The sequence below is a fragment of the Vibrio sp. 10N.247.310.24 genome, assembly GCF_041467175.1.
GTDB classification, from domain to species: domain Bacteria; phylum Pseudomonadota; class Gammaproteobacteria; order Enterobacterales; family Vibrionaceae; genus Vibrio; species Vibrio tasmaniensis_A.
This window is the reverse complement of record NZ_JBFSUD010000090.1, coordinates 1-16,432: the sequence shown is the minus strand read 5'-3', so window position 1 is coordinate 16,432 and position 16,432 is coordinate 1. Positions and strand designations below refer to the sequence as shown.

Genomic DNA, 16,432 nt, shown 5'->3' with positions numbered 1-16,432 from the left:
CCCGACCCTCTGGTCCCAAACCAGATGCGCTACCAAGCTGCGCTATTCACCGAGATATCTAACTGGCTGATTGCCTGTCGATGAAGCGTATAATACGGATTCTGAGTTTATCCGCAAGGGCTTTTTTCACTCTTTTTTACAATATCGAATCGTTCGAACAAAAGACGTACAAGTGAAATGCCAATGTGACGAAAAACACACAGTTACCAACAAGTATTTAACTTATGAAACAGGATTGATCCAGATCAGTGAATTGATAACACCAGTTAATACACTAACTCGTGTCATATAACTTTGAGGTATACACATGGACTTTTGGCTAGAACTCCTATTTGGTAATGCGGTGGGGCTATCTTCAATGATAGTAATATTCGGGGCTCTGGGTCTCATGATGTTCTATGGAGGCTTCTTCATCTACAAAGTTATGACTGAAAAATCTCCTCACTAGAATCGCTCAGCCTAAATCATCTACTTTTAAGTATCATTTTCTTTAGGTAGATGTAAAAACGCTTTGCACCGGAGCCGACTTATTGTCTTCTCCGGTTTTTTCATTTTTAAACCCGGCCTCAACTTAGGTATACTTACCTTATCCTTATCCAACTTGAGATACACACTATGTCTCATGATGACGACTTAGATCTATTCCAAGAAATGATGGGCGATGTTAAACGTATCGACCATGACACCGCCGAACACCAGAAAGTACACCGAGTCACAGAATCTCACCTTGCTAAGCGTGAAGCCGCTATGTGGCTGTCTGACGACGAGAAAGACTACTTATCATTAGACTACTCTCCAATGATCAAACCTGACGATGTCATTGCTTATAAGAAAGATGGTGTACAAGAAGGCGTATACAAAAAGCTGCGCTTGGGCAAGTATCCAATTCAAGCCAAACTCGACCTTCACAGGAAAACACTGAAAGACGCTCGTAACGAAGTACTCTCATTTTTACGCCAGTGTTTAAGAATGGATGTTCGCACCGTTATCATTGTCCACGGTAAAGGTGAGCGTTCGAATCCACCAGCAATGATGAAAAGCTACGTGGCAAATTGGCTAACACAGATTAACGATGTTCAATGTGTACATTCTGCTCAGCAATTTCATGGTGGTACTGGCGCGGTCTATGTCATGCTCAGAAAGAGTAATGACAAAAAGCTAGAGAACAGAGAGCGCCATCAAAAGCGCAGCAGTTGATAAGTTGAGATAAATAATTAAGCTAATAGCGGTCTTGCATCAAGAGCGATATTTCGTGCCTAGACTCACACCAAGTGCTAAAATTGTCCTCAGTTAACGAATCCCAGCTCAAAGCAACTATTCAGAGGTTGCTTTTTGTTTATCTATATTTCCGTTGTGAAACGCTAAGAGAATATCATGTCACAAGAATCCCAAGCTAAACGCCTTAATAAATACATCAGTGAAACTGGTTTTTGCTCACGCCGCGAAGCCGACAAACTCATTGATGCTGGCCGAGTTACTATTAACGGTAAGATCCCTGAAATGGGTACTAAAGTCTTGCCTGGTGATGATGTTGAGATCGACAATAAACCAGTTCGTTCAAGAGAAAAGCCGATCTACATTGCTCTTAATAAACCAACAGGTATCACCTGTACTACTGAGCGTGATATTCCAGGCAACATCGTCGACTTTATAGGTCACCACAAGCGTATATTCCCTATTGGTCGTCTAGATAAGCCTTCTGATGGTCTTATCTTCTTGACCAACGATGGCGATATCGTAAACAAAATCCTACGTGCAGGTAACAACCACGAGAAAGAATACGTGGTTCGTGTAGACAAACCTATTACGACTGAGTTCTTGAAGCAAATGGGCGCTGGCGTTCATATTCTCGATACTGTTACCTTGCCATGTAAGGTAGAGAAAGAGACCAAGTTCTCGTTTCGCATCACATTAACGCAAGGCCTTAACCGTCAGATTCGCCGTATGTGTGAAGCGCTCGGTTACGAAGTATTTAAGCTACGCCGTGTTCGTATTATGAACATCTCATTAGACGGTATTCCTAACGGAAAATGGCGCTACCTGAGCGACGAAGAGATTAATGAAATCTTGGCGATGTGTGAAGGCTCAGTAAGTACTGAAGATGCGTCAAAAATGAACGCGAAAGGTCAACGAATTCGTAAAGCAACTGACGCGAAACTTTTTGATAGCCGTGAAGAGAACCAAACTTCAACAGCGCGCCGTAATCAAAACGAGAACCGTACTCGCACTTACCGCGGTAACAATGCGGATGAATTCCGTCATGCGCCTAACTCAAAGCGTGGCCGTAACTCATCGAACGGTGAAAGCGGTGGCGGTGGCAATACCGAAAACTGGAAATCAAACTCTCGTTCAGAGCGTTCTAATTCAGATAAAAACCGTTCGGATCGCAATCGCACAGATCGCGACAATAACGAACGTCGAAGCGGTAAACCGACAGACCGTAGTCAAGATTCAAACAGGCCGAACAAACCTGCACCGAAACGTGTTGGTGGTACTTTAGGTTTGAAGAAATAGTCAGAATCCTTTCAAACGGGACTGCCGATAAAGAAACGCCCGCTAGATTAGTCTAGCGGGCGTTTTTATTTGTGATCATGTACGTTTATCGTTATGGAAAGCACAAGCTACAGGCATAGTTCAGCAAACTGACCACGCGTAAGTAGTACTAAGTCTTTCGGATCTAGCTCGATCTCTAACCCTCTCTTCCCTGCACTCACACATATCGTTTCAAAATCGGTAGCGCTGGAATGAACAAAGGTAGGTAATGCTTTTTTCTGACCAAGAGGACTGATTCCTCCCACCACATAACCTGTCGTTTTCTGAGCAATATCTGGATCAGCCATCTCTGCTTTTTTACCTTTCGCTGCTTTAGCTGCAAGCTTAAGGTTTAACTTCTGGTCAACAGGAATAACAGCTACCGCCAAATCTTTCGCCACACCATTCAAGCTGAACAACAGAGTTTTGAATACACGTTTGGGATCTTGACCAAGCGCTTCGACAGCCTCTAATCCATAATTCGTGTTATTTGTATCATGATGATACTGATGCACACTGTGAGCGATTTTCTTTTTCTTGGCGAGATTGATTGCAGGGGTCATAACAAATCCAAACGATAGATAAACAAAAAGCGACGCCGAGGCGTCGCTTTAGTTAAATTTATCATGGTGCTAGAGTCAATCTAATTTAGCACCTAGTGATTCAATTAACTGGGTTCAATTACTTGTAAACCATTTGACCTGAAGGCGCGTACTTGTTCACATCAACAGGGCTGTTTGCTTCTAGGTACTCTTTTAGTACTTCAGCGTCAACAAAACCTGTGTTCACAAAGCCAGGGTGATCAGACAGTTTAGGGTAACCGTCACCGCCAGCAGCGTTAAAGCTTGGTACCGTAAAGCGGTATGTTTCATCTAAACGAAGCTGCTTGCCACCGATGAAGACATTCGATACTTCACCGTCAGCGACAGTCATAGAAATACCTGCAAACTGTGCATAAGCACCTGAATCAACAGGTTTAGTCGCCACTACGTTTAGGTAATCTAGAACTTCTTTACCAGTCATATCAGTGTAAGTCAGGATGTTTGCAAAAGGCTGTACTGTTAGTACATCTTTGTACGTCACATCGCCGGCTTCAATTGAGTCACGAACGCCACCAGAGTTCATCACAGCGAAGTCTGCTTTTGCACGCTCCATGTGAGAAGTCGCAATCAAACGACCCAGGTTAGTTTGTTGGAAGCGAACTACGTTACGGTCACCTTCAAGCTTGCCATTTGTCTCAGCGATTTGAACTTCTAACTGAGCTTGGCCCTGTTCTTGGAAAGGACGTAGGAATTCAAGCAGCTCTGGATCTTGTGCGATTTCATCTTGAATAAGAACGCGTTGCTTCTTGCCGTCAATCTTAACTTTCTTCTTAAGGTTAACGGGAACCAAGTCGTAGCTCACCATCTCTAGTTCGCCATTACGGAATTCGTAATCAGCACGGCCTACGTACTTGCCCCACTCGTGAGCTTGAACGATGTAAGTACCGTTTTGAACGTCTGGTTTACACTCATCACCCGGCTTGAAGTTTTGCTTCGCAACGTTAGGGCCTTCCATACATACAGGCTCTTGAGAGTGACCACCAACGATCATATCTAGATCGCCTTCATTTAGGTAACGAGCTAGTGCTACATCACCCGGAGCATTAACACCACGCTGACCATTTTCGTAGTGACCCATGTGAGTCACAGCGAAGATAAGATCGGGTTTTTCTGTTTCTTTAAGTTCAGCGATCAGTTTCTTCGCTTCTTCTTTAGGGTCACGGAAATCGATACCAGCAATAAATTCTGGGTTACCAATTTTCGCAGTATCTTCAGTCGTTAGACCGATAACAGCAATTTTGATACCTTGCTTTTCAAACATCTCGTAAGCTTGGAATTTACGCTCGCCTGTCGCTTTGTCGTAGATGTTTGCAGATAGCATTGGGAAGTTTGCCCAGTCGATCTGTTTTTGCAGTACGTCTAGTGAGTTATCGAACTCGTGGTTACCTAATGCCATTGCATCGTAACCAATTTTATTCATACCTTTAAAATCAGGTTCTGCATCCTGAAGGTCTGACTCTGGTACACCAGTGTTGATGTCACCGCCAGATAGAAGCAACACGCTACCGCCTTCTGCTTCAACTTCTGCACGAAGTTGGTCAACAAGCGTTTTACGTGCAGACATGCCGTATTCGCCGTATTTGTTCTGCCAAAAACGACCATGGTTGTCGTTCGTATGCAGGATAGTTAGCTTATAAGTTTCGTCTTGGTTCCAATCATGAGCTGATTGAGACGCACATCCAGCCAAAGTAGCTAGGATTGCAGCACTTAGTGCTGTCTTTAGAATAAGGCGTTGCTTCATTGTCATACCTTTGAACTTTTTAGGGGAATCCACTGCTTTCTATAATCCATTGCGACTCCTTGTCTGGAGTTCGAACAATAAGACTTCAACATGACTAATCTTAAATTAACATTCTAAATGTAACACGATGATTTCATATTTATGTCGAATTGGTCACGCATGAATCAACAGTTAAGTGTAACAAAATTATGAGATTACACTCAAACTTCCCCTGCATCACAGGCAATCGTTTACTTATAAAGTGTGATGAATGTCAGCAATTCACTACAAACAGGACAGACCTCACACACCTATACCGCTTTCTTAGGGAATCAGAGGCTCTGTTAACAAGGGGTTAATCGCCTATCGTGGATTGACGCACTGCAAAACAAGTTCGTGAACAGCCAGACAGACAGCTTAGTCATAGCCCAAATAGGCCGAGGCTTCGGTGAACTAAACGGATGTTCCATTAAAAAACGCCCAACTCTAAGAGTTGGGCGTTTGTCTATTACAATCAAATAACGAGTTAACACTCTCTAGTTAATACTAGTGACTTAACATCAGATAAAACTATTTGATTTCGATGTGCTCGAAGCCTTTGATAAGGTCATCAAGTGCTTTCATCTGCTTCAAGAACGGTTCTAGCTTATCTAGCGGTAGAGCTGATGGGCCATCACAACGAGCTTGATCCGGGTTAGGGTGAGCCTCAAGAAATAGACCAGCAATACCCGTCGCAATGCCCGCTTTAGCTAGTTCAACCGTTTGCTCACGACGACCGCCAGATGCAGCACCTGATGGATCACGCATTTGAAGCGCGTGAGTCACATCAAAGATGATTGGGCTACCGTTTGATGATTTCTTCATCACACCAAAACCAAGCATATCAACTACTAAGTTGTCATAACCCATGCAAGAACCGCGTTCACAAAGAATGATGTTCTCGTTGCCACACTCAGCAAACTTATCAACGATATTACCCACTTGATCTGGGCTCATGAACTGAGGCTTCTTCACATTGATAACCGCGCCAGTCTTAGCCATTGCTTCAACAAGATCAGTTTGACGAGCAAGGAACGCTGGAAGCTGGATTACATCAACCACATCAGCAACAGGCTGAGCTTGCGCTTCAGTGTGAATATCAGTGATGATCTTCACGCCAAAGGTATCTTTCAGCTCTTGGAAAATTTTAAGACCTTCTTCCATGCCAGGACCACGGTATGAGTGAACTGAGCTACGGTTTGCTTTGTCGAAAGACGCCTTAAATACATAAGGGATACCCAACTTCTCTGTTACTTTCACGTAGTGCTCACAGATCTGCATAGCTAGATCGCGAGATTCAAGAACGTTCATACCTGCAAATAGCGTAAATGGCTTGTCATTAGCAATTGGCATATTGCCAATGTGAACTGTTTTCTGTTCCATCATATTCTCTCTAAATAATTATTAATTAGTGAACAACCACTATCTTTTCGTTCATGACGTTCACTTGAGATTTTAGTAGCTCAGATGCAGGGTCATCTGGGCATTGGTCGATAAAATATTGATAATCCGTAGCAGCGACCTGATGACAGTCTAGCTGCTGATAAATAAAGCCGCGGTCGCGGATTTCATACGGATCATCCGGCACAAACGTTAACGCAAGGTCGGTACACTTCAATGCAAGCGTATAACGCTCTTCTCGAAGCAATGCACTCTTAAGTAACGCTAGCCACTTACCAATAATCGTTGGGTGGTCAGCAACTTCTAAGTGTTCAGCTTTTACCTTAGCTAGTGGGCCATCATGCCCAATAAGCCATGCTCGTAAAGTTTGCACGCCAACGTACTCGCCGTTGTACGGGTTAATGTATACAGCAGCTTGCCCGAACCAACTCACTTTAAGTAAGAATTGAGTTGGGAAAGACACGCCTTCAACAGGGAAGCCTAACTTGCGACCTAGATAAAGAAAGATCGCACCAAGACTCACTGGAATGCCTTTTTTTCTCTCAAGTACTTTATCGATAAATGCGTTTTCCGAAGAAAAATACGCATCTTTATCCCCAGCAAAACCCCACTCATAAAAGAATAGTCGAATAAAGGATTCAAACTTCTGCTGTTCATCCGTTTCGTTAACCAAAGCAAACTCGGCGTCTTTTAACAATCTCGCCAACTCTTGTTCTGCCCAACTGTCTTGAGTTTCTGGGTTAATCGCTTTATTTAAGATCAATGCACCTTCAGCTAACTCTAGCTGGTCAAAGTCTTCATCAAAAAATTCGTACATAGGTAGTTAACCGAAATAAGGAGATAATTAACCGAAAAATGTTGGTGTCTTCGTCATTGCAATTTTACCTGCCATCGCTAACCAGCCAAGCGCACCAAAGAAAGAGAACACTCTCAGTAGCTTGTTTTTACCTAGCTTAAGCGCAAAGAAGCCCAGTGCGATGTAAGCCATAACACAGGTTAGTTTTTCGGTTAACCAGGGTGCTGCTGGTGTAAATGGAATAAAGCCAGTGATAAAAATCAAACCAATACCCGAAAGCAACAGCAATGAGTCATTGATATGAGGGAAACGCTGTAAGAAAGGATGCTTAAGCTTCGGTGAGTTAGCCATCATAAGAGCGAAACGAATCGAAAGAAGCAGTGCGCTTATAGCAATCGTTAATAGGTGAAAATGTTTTAAACCTTCGTACATGGTATTCCTTTATATTTTTATATGTCTTTCGTTAACACGAGCCACACAATACCCGTTAATGCTCTGTATTTCTGCGTTAAATATCTGTATTTCTGCGTTAAATGCATTATCAAGTTAAGTGTATTTTCGAGTTAAAGGTATCAATTTAGCAAGTTCATCATCTATTGCTCACAAGATGATTAACAGCAGCCTATGAACAGTAACGACCCAATGTCACTCGGTCATTACCACCGTAATCTTTCTCTGTCACAACATCGAGATATCCGAGCGCCTGCATAATCTCACGTACAGCTAAACCTTGGTCGTAACCGTGTTCAAACGCTAACCAACCTTCGTTTTCTAAAAAGCTTCGTGCGTTTTCAGAAATGTATCGAATATCTGCTAAACCTTTCTCTTCAGCAACTAACGCTGTGATCGGTTCAAAACGCACATCACCTTGAGATAAATGAGGGTCATTCTTCTCTATGTAAGGTGGGTTAGAGACAATCAACGAGAACTTCACCGCTTCTTTTTCAGAGTTGGCTAGGTTCAAAGGCTCAAACCAACTGCCGTGTAAAAAGGTGGCGTTGGTGATATTTAATCGCTGAGCGTTTTCTGTCGCAAGTTGCTGCGCTTCCGGACGAAGATCAATCCCCGTCACTGGTCGGTTCGGCATCTCAGAGGCCAATGCCAAAGCAATCGCACCTGTACCAGTTCCTAAATCGAGAATCGCACCTTGCTTGCCATACGTTTTGTCTAACGCCACTTCAACCAAACGTTCCGTATCTGGACGCGGGATTAAAGTAGAAGGAGAGACTTTTAACGGCAGCGACCAAAACTCACGTTCACCAACAATATAAGCCACAGGCTCACCGGTTAAGCGACGTTTTAGAAGGGTATTGAATTCGGATTCTTGTTCTGAAGTGAGATACTTCTCAGGCCAAGTCAGTAGGTAAGATCTTGGTTTATCTAAGGCGTGGCAAAGCAGTACCGCAGCATCAATCGAGGGCGATGTGTTATCGCCCTCTTGAAGCTGTACGATTGCTGACTTTAAAGCACTTTCAACCGTATATGCTGACTGCATAGTAATTAGTTGTGCTCAGCAAGTGCTGCTAGTTGATCGGCTTGGTGCTCTTGTAGAACAGGATCAAGCAGGCTTTGCATATCACCTTCCAGAACTTCGTTCAGGCGGTAGATAGTTAAGTTGATGCGGTGATCAGAAACACGGCCTTGAGGGTAGTTGTACGTACGAATACGGTCACTACGGTCACCAGAACCTAATAGGTTACGACGTGTATCTGAAATCGCAGCAGCACGACGCTCTTCTTCAGCTTGAACGATACGAGCCGCAAGAACAGCCATCGCTTTCGCTTTGTTTTTATGCTGAGAACGCTCGTCTTGACACTCTACTACTGTACCTGTTGGTAAGTGAGTAATACGGATTGCTGAATCCGTGGTGTTAACGTGCTGACCACCCGCGCCAGATGCACGGAAAGTATCAATCTTAAGGTCGCCAGCTTTGATCTCTGGCAGATCTGCTTCTGGAATCTCAGGCATAACCGCAACGGTACATGCAGACGTATGAACACGACCTTGTGATTCAGTCTCAGGTACACGTTGTACACGGTGACCACCAGACTCGAACTTCATTGTGCCGTAAACAGCATCGCCACTGATTTTAGCGATCATCTCTTTAAAGCCGCCCTGCTCTGAAACATTGCTGCTCATCACTTCGACGCGCCAGCCTTTTTTCTCGGCAAACTTAGAGTACATACGGAAAAGGTTACCCGCAAAGATACCCGCTTCATCACCACCTGCGCCGGCACGAATCTCTAAGAAACAGTTACGCTCATCGTTTGGATCTTTTGGAATCAGAAGAATTTGCAGCTCATCAGTCAGACGTTCAATGTTCGCTTTCGCATCTTTGATTTCTTCTTGAGCCATTTCACGCATTTCTGCGTCGTCTTCATTTGCCATCTCTTCAGCAGCTTCTAAATCTTCTTGAGCTTGCTGGTATGATTTAAAGCACCCCGTCACCTCTTCTAATTGAGAATACTCTTTTGACAAGGCACGGAATTTATCTTGATTCCCAAGTACATCGGGATCACCAAGTAGATGTTGAACTTCTTCATAGCGTTCAACAAGTGTTTCAAGCTTTATTAGAATCGAGGCTTTCATAATGTCTTATTCTGTTGGAGGTCGAATATTATTGAGGGTTTTCTAAGCCCAAACTCTGTCTAATGACCGTTAATTTTGCAGGTTCTCCTTGCTCTGCTGCACTTTGGAGTGCACGCGTTGGAGCATGGATCAATTTGTTTGTGAGCTTATTACTTAGCTCAAGTAAGACTTTTTCAGGGTCACCACCAGCAGCAAGTGATTGTAAACTCTTACTTAATAATTCTTCTCGGATTTCATTGGCCGATTTACGATAGTCACGAATACTGTCTACCGCTTGCAGTGAGCGCATCCAACTCATGAAGGCCGCACTTTCTTCACTAACAATAGCTTCCGCTTGGATAGCTTCCACTTTACGTTGTTCAATGTTGCCATCAACAATCGACTGCAGATCATCAACGGAATACAGGTAAGCATCATTCAGATCGCCTACCTGAGACTCAACGTCTCGAGGCACTGCAATATCAACCAACAACATCGGTTGATGTTTTCTTGTCTTAAGTGCGGTCTCAACCATGCCCTTCCCAATAATAGGCAGTGGACTAGCGGTTGAGCTGATCACGATATCCGCTCGATGCAGGTGATCGGGGATTTCATTGAGGCTAATCACTTCAGCACCAAACTCTTCTGCTAGCCCTAAAGCACGCTCACGAGTTCGGTTGGCCACAATCATCTTGGTGCAACCATTCGCTGAAAGGTGTTTTGCCACCAATTCAATCGTCTCACCCGCACCTACCAATAACACCGTTGATTCAGCAATCGACTCAAAGATGTGTTTGGCTAATGTGCAAGCTGCGTAAGCAACTGAAACCGCGCTTCCGCCAATTTCAGTTTCAGTTCGAACACGCTTAGCGACAGAAAATGATTTCTGAAACAGTTTTTCCATTGAAGCATCAACAGATTTGTTATCTCGGGAATCTGTATAAGCTTGCTTCACCTGACCTAAAATCTGTGGTTCACCCAACACCAGAGAGTCCAAACCACAGGCAACGCGCATTAAGTGCTTAATCGCGGCTTGTTCTTCATGGATGTAGATACTCGGTTTTAATTCTTCAGGGCTAACTTGATGAAATACAGACAGCCAATCGATCAACTTGTTTTTTGCCACGCCTTTGACGTCACAATACACTTCAGTTCGATTACAGGTAGAAAGTATGACACTTCCATTTACGTGTGCATTTGCGTTAAGTTGCTTAAGTGCCTCAGATAATTTATCTGGACCAAAAGCGACTTTTTCTCGCAATTCAACCGACGCTGTATTGTGATTGATACCTACGGCAAGCAAAGACATGTATCAGAAGTTCTCGATCAGGGAATGGAAACAAGGGGCGAATTTTACTTGATGCATGGCTCTATTTAAAGAGCAAGCGGGATTTGTTTTCCTGAGTTCGTGAATTCAATGCTATAGTTGAGACGTTTTTTAGATAAATTTGAACAAGTTGTGAGCAAATATGAGCAAGCTTCGAAAAATCACGTCTCTTATTTTTTTGACCATCATTATGGTGGGGTGCTCGTCTATCCCAGAACAACCGACCAGCGTTGAGTGGCAAAGTCACCAAAACAGGCTTTTACAGATAGAAAACTATCAAGCTTCAGGCAAGCTCGCTTACATTTCTCCAGAGCAACGCCAAAGCCTAAACTTCATATGGAAGCACTCCCCAAATCAAAGCCAATTAAGACTGACCACTTTCCTTGGTCAAACCGCTTTGAACCTTACAATCGACAGTTTGGGTGCAAAAGTCGTGACTTACGATGATCAAGTATTCACCCATGCAAGTGCATCTGTATTGGTAGAGCAACTTACTGGATTGCAGATCCCCATTGATCACCTACCACAATGGTTCCTTGGCATTCCCGACCAAGCAGACAGCTACCAACTCAACAGCACTAACACGCTTGAATCTCTGTCTAAACAAGTCAGCAGTCAATTGTGGACCCTGAATTTTGCTAACTATCGCAATACAGAGATGCCGAGTACACTATTATCTGGTGAAGACAGCAAGAACTCTAGTGAAGACAGCACGAACGTAGAGACAATCCCACTCCCTACTCGATTGTCATTCAAGCAAGACGAGAACAAAATCAACATTGTAGTTTCGAAGTGGACACTGAAAAAATGATAACAACGCCAACGCACTGGCCTTCGCCAGCTAAGCTGAATTTATTTCTCTATATCACTGGCCGACGCGATAATGGCTATCACGAACTTCAGACCCTATTTCAGTTTGTCGACTTTGGCGATGAACTTACGGTTACCGCAAACCGAGAAACAAGCTCGATAACAATCACACCTGAAATTCCAGGCGTTGCGACAGAAGATAACCTGATTTGGAAAGCCGCAACTGCCCTTCAACAATATACATCGACAACTTTCGGTGCGGATATTCAGTTAAAGAAAGTGCTTCCTATGGGAGGTGGCATTGGCGGAGGCTCTTCAAATGCCGCAACCGTGTTGGTCGCGCTCAACCATTTATGGCAACTCAACCTGTCTGATGACCAGTTAGCTGAGATTGGCTTAAAGCTTGGTGCAGACGTTCCGGTCTTCGTTCGAGGCCACGCCGCCTTTGCTGAAGGTGTTGGTGAACAATTACAACCCGCTAATCCGGATGAGAAATGGTATCTCGTTGTTAAACCTCAAGTGAGCATAGCAACTGTAGACATATTCACACATTCAGAATTAACTCGAAATACGCCGAAGCGAGCACTATCAACGCTTCTAGAGCAAGAATACGTAAACGATTGCGAAAAAATTGTGCGAATGCTGTACCCAGAGGTTGATAAGCAACTTTCATGGCTGCTACAATACGCGCCGTCGAGATTGACTGGTACAGGTTCGTGCGTTTTTGCTGAATTTAGCAGCAAAAAAGAAGCCGAACTGGTACTAGAGCAACTACCTGACACAGTTTCCGCGTTTGTCGCGAAAGGACGAAACATTTCGCCTTTGAAAGAAACTTTGGCTGAATACCAATCAGCCCACCCACAATCTATTTAAAACTGGACGCAACCCGAGGTTTCCACCGTGCCTGATATGAAGCTATTTGCTGGTAACGCAACACCTGAACTAGCCCAACGTATTGCTGATCGTCTATACATCTCTCTTGGCGATGCTACTGTAGACCGTTTTTCTGATGGCGAAGTCGCTGTTCAAATCAATGAAAACGTTCGTGGTAGCGATGTATTCCTGATTCAATCAACTTGTGCACCAACCAATGACAACCTTATGGAATTGGTGGTAATGATTGACGCAATGCGCCGAGCTTCTGCTGGCCGTATTACTGCTGTAATCCCTTACTTCGGTTATGCCCGTCAAGATCGTCGTGTACGTTCTGCTCGTGTGCCTATTACTGCAAAAGTTGTTGCAGATTTCCTTTCTAACGTTGGTGTTGACCGCGTTTTGACTATCGACCTACACGCAGAGCAAATCCAAGGCTTCTTCGATGTACCTGTTGATAACATTTTCGGCACTCCAGTTCTTCTAGAAGACATGGCTAACCGTGGCCTAGAAAACCCAGTTGTGGTTTCTCCAGACCTTGGTGGTGTTGTACGTGCTCGTGCTACAGCTAAAGCGCTAGGTGATGTTGACATCGCTATCGTTGATAAGCGTCGTCCACGTGCTAACGTTTCTGAAGTAATGAACCTAATCGGTGATGTTGAAGGTCGTGACTGTGTTATCGTTGATGACATGATCGATACTGGTGGCACACTATGTAAAGCAGCTGAAGCGCTTAAAGAGCGCGGTGCTAAGCGTGTATTCGCTTACGCAACTCACGCTGTATTCTCTGGTACTGCTGCAGAAAACATCCGCAATTCAGTTCTAGACCAAGTTATTGTTACCGATTCAATCAAGCTTTCTCCGGAAATGGCCGCGACAGGTAAAGTAACTGAACTAAGCCTTTCTCGCATGCTTGCTGAAGCGATTCGTCGTATCAGCAACGAAGAGTCTATCTCTGCGATGTTCAACTAATCAAAGCTCTATAGCTTTGCTTTAGCAGAACAATCTGAAAAAGATATTAAGCACTTCATTCGATGAAGTGCTTTTTTTATATCTAACGACCACAGTTTGAATCATTGAGTTGCTATCAGCTAGCTCGCACCTTTTTCATAAACTGTGATATCATACGGCGCTTTTTGAAATCCCAAGAGAGATCCATACCTTGAGCCAACAAATAAAACTTCTCGTTGGACTGGCTAATCCAGGTCCAGAATACGCCAAAACTCGCCACAATGCGGGTGCTTGGGTAGTTGAAGAATTAGCACGTGTACACAACGTGACACTGAAGAACGAACCAAAGTTCTTTGGCCTAACGGGTCGTATCATGGTTCATGGTGAAGATCTTCGTTTGCTGATCCCAACGACTTTTATGAACTTGTCAGGCAAAGCTGTTGCTGCCTTAGCAAAGTTCTACCAAATTAAACCAGAAGAGATCATGGTCGCTCACGATGAGTTAGATCTTCCTCCAGGTATTGGAAAGTTTAAAAAAGGTGGTGGTCATGGTGGACATAATGGTCTGAAAGACATCATCAGCAAACAGGGTAACAATAAAGAATTCTATCGTCTTAGATTAGGCATTGGCCATCCAGGACACAAAGATAAAGTTGCAGGTTATGTATTAGGCAAAGCTCCTGCGAAAGAGCAAGAGTGTATCGAGGCTGTCGTTGACGAATCGGTTCGTAGCCTAGACATCTTATTGAAAGATGGCCTACCAAAAGCACAAAATCGCTTACATACGTTCAAAGCAGAATAAGGTTTATATCATGGGTTTTAAATGTGGCATCGTTGGTCTACCAAACGTTGGTAAGTCAACTCTGTTTAACGCACTGACTAAAGCAGGCATCGAAGCAGCAAACTTTCCATTTTGTACGATCGAACCAAACACAGGTATCGTTCCGGTTCCAGATCTACGCTTAGATGCATTAGCAAAAATTGTTAATCCACAGAAGATCCTTCCAACGACAATGGAATTCGTAGATATCGCAGGCCTAGTTGCTGGCGCATCTAAAGGCGAAGGTCTAGGTAACAAGTTCCTAGCTAACATCCGCGAAACTGATGCTATCGGTCACGTTGTACGCTGCTTTGAAAACGAAAACATCGTTCACGTTTCAGGCAAAGTATCACCTATCGAAGATATCGAAGTGATCAACCTTGAGCTTGCTCTTGCCGATCTAGATAGCTGTGAACGTGCAATATTCCGCAATGCTAAAAAAGCAAAAGGCGGCGATAAAGACGCTAAATTCGAAACTACGGTTCTTGAAAAGCTACTACCTATCCTGACTGAAGGTGGTATGGCTCGTACTGTTGAACTTGCTAAAGAAGAAGTAGCGGCGATCGACTACCTTAACTTCCTAACGCTTAAGCCAACAATGTACATCGCAAACGTTGCTGAAGATGGTTTTGAAAACAACCCTTACCTAGACGCAGTTCGTGAGTACGCAGAAAAAGAGAACAACGTTGTTGTTGCTGTTTGTGCTGCAATCGAATCTGAGCTTTCTGAACTTGACGATGAAGATCGTGAAGAGTTCCTTGCAGACATGGGTATCGAAGAACCAGGCCTTAACCGAGTGATCCGCTCTGGTTACGAACTACTTACTCTTCAGACTTACTTCACTGCAGGTGTTAAAGAAGTTCGCGCTTGGACGATCCCTGTAGGTGCGACTGCGCCACAAGCTGCAGGCAAGATCCACACCGACTTCGAAAAAGGATTCATCCGTGCAGAAGTAGTTGGTTACGAACATTTCATCGAATTTGGCGGTGAAAGCGGAGCAAAAGATGCAGGTAAATGGCGTCTTGAAGGCAAAGAATACATCGTTAAAGATGGTGATGTTGTTCACTTCCGTTTCAACGTTTAATTACCGATAAACATCTAATAAAAGGCCAGTGAATTCACTGGCCTTTTTCGTTTTCGCTCTTTCTAAAGAGCTTCTTATCCAAAACTTAACTTCCTATATATATCAGCATTTGAACCTATTTCTTGCTGACAAATACGCCTCTTTGACTAAAAAGAAACCGAACAGATGTTTATTCGTGATTTATTCAAAAAAAAAGTTGACGGGTTTCACTCAACTCCGCATAATGCGCCCCGTTCACAACGAAGCGGCAACGTCTCGAAATGAGCAACAATTTGGAAATGGCTACTTAGCTCAGTTGGTTAGAGCACATCACTCATAATGATGGGGTCGCAGGTTCGAATCCCGCAGTAGCCACCATTTCCTAAGCACTCTGTTTGTTATTGAACGTATGTCTTTTGACAACAAAGAGTTTTTAGGAAATAAAGCGGTCGTGGCGGAATTGGTAGACGCACCAGATTTAGGTTCTGGCGCCGAGAGGTGTGAGAGTTCAAGTCTCTCCGACCGCACCATTATTTAGATATCTTAAATGATATCCTGTTGGGCTATCGCCAAGCGGTAAGGCACTGGCTTTTGATGCCAGCATTCCCTGGTTCGAATCCAGGTAGCCCAGCCACAATTTAAAGTGTAATTATCTTTAAAAAGATAATGGCTTTGGAAGCGAGATTATATTATATTACTTCGCTCTCAGATGGCTACTTAGCTCAGTTGGTTAGAGCACATCACTCATAATGATGGGGTCGCAGGTTCGAATCCCGCAGTAGCCACCATTCTTTCTTTATGAAAGAAAAAGTACAAACAACGTTATATTGAATCACCAATGTCGATATAACTATACTCTTCGCTAGAGTAAAAGCTTTGCTGCGGTCGTGGCGGAATTGGTAGACGCACCAGATTTAGGTTCTGGCGCCG

General features: G+C 43.8%; 16 protein-coding genes and 4 tRNA genes. 12 read left to right on the top strand and 8 right to left on the bottom strand.

Annotation, left to right across the window (positions count from 1 at the left end):
• Positions 1-307 precede the first annotated feature (307 nt).
• The 3 genes from AB6E08_RS19980 to rluF all read left to right on the top strand — a co-directional run bounded on the left by AB6E08_RS19980 (position 308) and on the right by rluF (position 2,514).
• On the top strand, positions 308-448 hold the full coding sequence (locus tag AB6E08_RS19980) for a DUF3149 domain-containing protein (RefSeq protein WP_004736246.1): 141 nt from the start codon (positions 308-310) through the stop codon (positions 446-448).
• Between the two features lie 167 nt (positions 449-615).
• Positions 616-1,197: a DNA endonuclease SmrA gene (gene smrA, locus AB6E08_RS19975; RefSeq protein ID WP_009848720.1), complete on the top strand. Its 582-nt coding sequence runs from the start codon at positions 616-618 to the stop codon at positions 1,195-1,197.
• A gap of 177 nt (positions 1,198-1,374) precedes the next feature.
• Positions 1,375-2,514: a 23S rRNA pseudouridine(2604) synthase RluF gene (rluF, locus tag AB6E08_RS19970; protein WP_017097594.1), complete on the top strand. Its 1,140-nt coding sequence runs from the start codon at positions 1,375-1,377 to the stop codon at positions 2,512-2,514.
• Between the two features lie 107 nt (positions 2,515-2,621).
• Here rluF and ybaK read toward each other — a convergent pair whose 3' ends face one another.
• From ybaK to hemA, 8 genes are all read right to left on the bottom strand, one after another.
• Positions 2,622-3,095: a Cys-tRNA(Pro) deacylase gene (gene ybaK, locus AB6E08_RS19965; RefSeq protein WP_017099628.1), complete on the bottom strand. Its 474-nt coding sequence runs from the start codon at positions 3,093-3,095 to the stop codon at positions 2,622-2,624.
• Between the two features lie 118 nt (positions 3,096-3,213).
• Positions 3,214-4,875, bottom strand: a complete 1,662-nt coding sequence (ushA, locus tag AB6E08_RS19960) for a bifunctional UDP-sugar hydrolase/5'-nucleotidase UshA (protein WP_029223112.1) — start codon at positions 4,873-4,875, stop codon at positions 3,214-3,216.
• A gap of 549 nt (positions 4,876-5,424) precedes the next feature.
• Positions 5,425-6,279: a 3-deoxy-8-phosphooctulonate synthase gene (kdsA, locus tag AB6E08_RS19955; protein WP_012603393.1), complete on the bottom strand. Its 855-nt coding sequence runs from the start codon at positions 6,277-6,279 to the stop codon at positions 5,425-5,427.
• A 22-nt stretch (positions 6,280-6,301) separates the two neighbouring features.
• Positions 6,302-7,111, bottom strand: coding sequence for a SirB1 family protein (locus AB6E08_RS19950; protein ID WP_017097592.1), 810 nt, complete (start codon positions 7,109-7,111; stop codon positions 6,302-6,304).
• Positions 7,112-7,138: 27 nt separating this feature from the next.
• Positions 7,139-7,522 carry a SirB2 family protein gene (locus tag AB6E08_RS19945; RefSeq protein WP_009848726.1) on the bottom strand — a complete coding sequence of 128 codons (384 nt, stop codon included), beginning with the start codon at positions 7,520-7,522 and terminating at the stop codon, positions 7,139-7,141.
• Between the two features lie 190 nt (positions 7,523-7,712).
• On the bottom strand, positions 7,713-8,585 hold the full coding sequence (gene prmC, locus AB6E08_RS19940; protein ID WP_017099627.1) for a peptide chain release factor N(5)-glutamine methyltransferase: 873 nt from the start codon (positions 8,583-8,585) through the stop codon (positions 7,713-7,715).
• 5 nt (positions 8,586-8,590) lie between these two features.
• Positions 8,591-9,679, bottom strand: a complete 1,089-nt coding sequence (prfA, locus tag AB6E08_RS19935; protein ID WP_009848728.1) for a peptide chain release factor 1 — start codon at positions 9,677-9,679, stop codon at positions 8,591-8,593.
• A gap of 28 nt (positions 9,680-9,707) precedes the next feature.
• A complete protein-coding gene (gene hemA, locus AB6E08_RS19930) occupies positions 9,708-10,967 on the bottom strand; it encodes a glutamyl-tRNA reductase (protein ID WP_009848729.1) in 1,260 nt (419 codons plus the stop codon).
• A 160-nt stretch (positions 10,968-11,127) separates the two neighbouring features.
• On the opposite strand from hemA, the gene lolB reads away from it, so the two are divergent.
• The 9 genes from lolB (at position 11,128) to AB6E08_RS19885 (ending at position 16,290) form a co-directional block, all read left to right on the top strand.
• Positions 11,128-11,796 (top strand): lipoprotein insertase outer membrane protein LolB, encoded by a 669-nt coding sequence (lolB, locus tag AB6E08_RS19925; protein WP_017099626.1) that lies wholly within the window; start codon positions 11,128-11,130, stop codon positions 11,794-11,796.
• Positions 11,793-12,668 (top strand): 4-(cytidine 5'-diphospho)-2-C-methyl-D-erythritol kinase, encoded by an 876-nt coding sequence (gene ispE, locus AB6E08_RS19920; RefSeq protein WP_029225322.1) that lies wholly within the window; start codon positions 11,793-11,795, stop codon positions 12,666-12,668. Before lolB ends, ispE begins: the two co-directional genes overlap by 4 nt.
• Positions 12,669-12,695: 27 nt before the next feature.
• The gene (locus tag AB6E08_RS19915; protein ID WP_012603389.1) at positions 12,696-13,640 is read left to right on the top strand and encodes a ribose-phosphate pyrophosphokinase; all 945 of its coding nucleotides are present in this window, start codon (positions 12,696-12,698) and stop codon (positions 13,638-13,640) included.
• A 190-nt stretch (positions 13,641-13,830) separates the two neighbouring features.
• Positions 13,831-14,421 (top strand): aminoacyl-tRNA hydrolase, encoded by a 591-nt coding sequence (gene pth, locus AB6E08_RS19910; protein WP_010439162.1) that lies wholly within the window; start codon positions 13,831-13,833, stop codon positions 14,419-14,421.
• A gap of 10 nt (positions 14,422-14,431) precedes the next feature.
• A complete protein-coding gene (ychF, locus tag AB6E08_RS19905) occupies positions 14,432-15,523 on the top strand; it encodes a redox-regulated ATPase YchF (protein ID WP_029223110.1) in 1,092 nt (363 codons plus the stop codon).
• 280 nt (positions 15,524-15,803) lie between these two features.
• Positions 15,804-15,880: transfer RNA gene (locus AB6E08_RS19900), tRNA-Met, on the top strand.
• Positions 15,881-15,947: 67 nt separating this feature from the next.
• Positions 15,948-16,032: transfer RNA gene (locus AB6E08_RS19895), tRNA-Leu, on the top strand.
• Positions 16,033-16,061: 29 nt separating this feature from the next.
• A tRNA-Gln gene (locus tag AB6E08_RS19890) sits at positions 16,062-16,136 on the top strand.
• Positions 16,137-16,213: 77 nt separating this feature from the next.
• A tRNA-Met gene (locus tag AB6E08_RS19885) sits at positions 16,214-16,290 on the top strand.
• Positions 16,291-16,432 lie beyond the last annotated feature (142 nt).

Excerpts from the sequence above, each read along its gene's own strand:
- AB6E08_RS19980 (WP_004736246.1), top strand. The coding sequence starts at position 308 with ATGGACTTTTGGCTAGAACTCCTATTTGGTAATGCGGTGGGGCTATCT.
- smrA (WP_009848720.1), top strand. The coding sequence starts at position 616 with ATGTCTCATGATGACGACTTAGATCTATTCCAAGAAATGATGGGCGAT.
- rluF (WP_017097594.1), top strand. The coding sequence starts at position 1,375 with ATGTCACAAGAATCCCAAGCTAAACGCCTTAATAAATACATCAGTGAA.
- ybaK (WP_017099628.1), bottom strand. The coding sequence starts at position 3,095 with ATGACCCCTGCAATCAATCTCGCCAAGAAAAAGAAAATCGCTCACAGT.
- ushA (WP_029223112.1), bottom strand. The coding sequence starts at position 4,875 with ATGAAGCAACGCCTTATTCTAAAGACAGCACTAAGTGCTGCAATCCTA.
- kdsA (WP_012603393.1), bottom strand. The coding sequence starts at position 6,279 with ATGATGGAACAGAAAACAGTTCACATTGGCAATATGCCAATTGCTAAT.
- AB6E08_RS19950 (WP_017097592.1), bottom strand. The coding sequence starts at position 7,111 with ATGTACGAATTTTTTGATGAAGACTTTGACCAGCTAGAGTTAGCTGAA.
- AB6E08_RS19945 (WP_009848726.1), bottom strand. The coding sequence starts at position 7,522 with ATGTACGAAGGTTTAAAACATTTTCACCTATTAACGATTGCTATAAGC.
- prmC (WP_017099627.1), bottom strand. The coding sequence starts at position 8,585 with ATGCAGTCAGCATATACGGTTGAAAGTGCTTTAAAGTCAGCAATCGTA.
- prfA (WP_009848728.1), bottom strand. The coding sequence starts at position 9,679 with ATGAAAGCCTCGATTCTAATAAAGCTTGAAACACTTGTTGAACGCTAT.
- hemA (WP_009848729.1), bottom strand. The coding sequence starts at position 10,967 with ATGTCTTTGCTTGCCGTAGGTATCAATCACAATACAGCGTCGGTTGAA.
- lolB (WP_017099626.1), top strand. The coding sequence starts at position 11,128 with ATGAGCAAGCTTCGAAAAATCACGTCTCTTATTTTTTTGACCATCATT.
- ispE (WP_029225322.1), top strand. The coding sequence starts at position 11,793 with ATGATAACAACGCCAACGCACTGGCCTTCGCCAGCTAAGCTGAATTTA.
- ychF (WP_029223110.1), top strand. The coding sequence starts at position 14,432 with ATGGGTTTTAAATGTGGCATCGTTGGTCTACCAAACGTTGGTAAGTCA.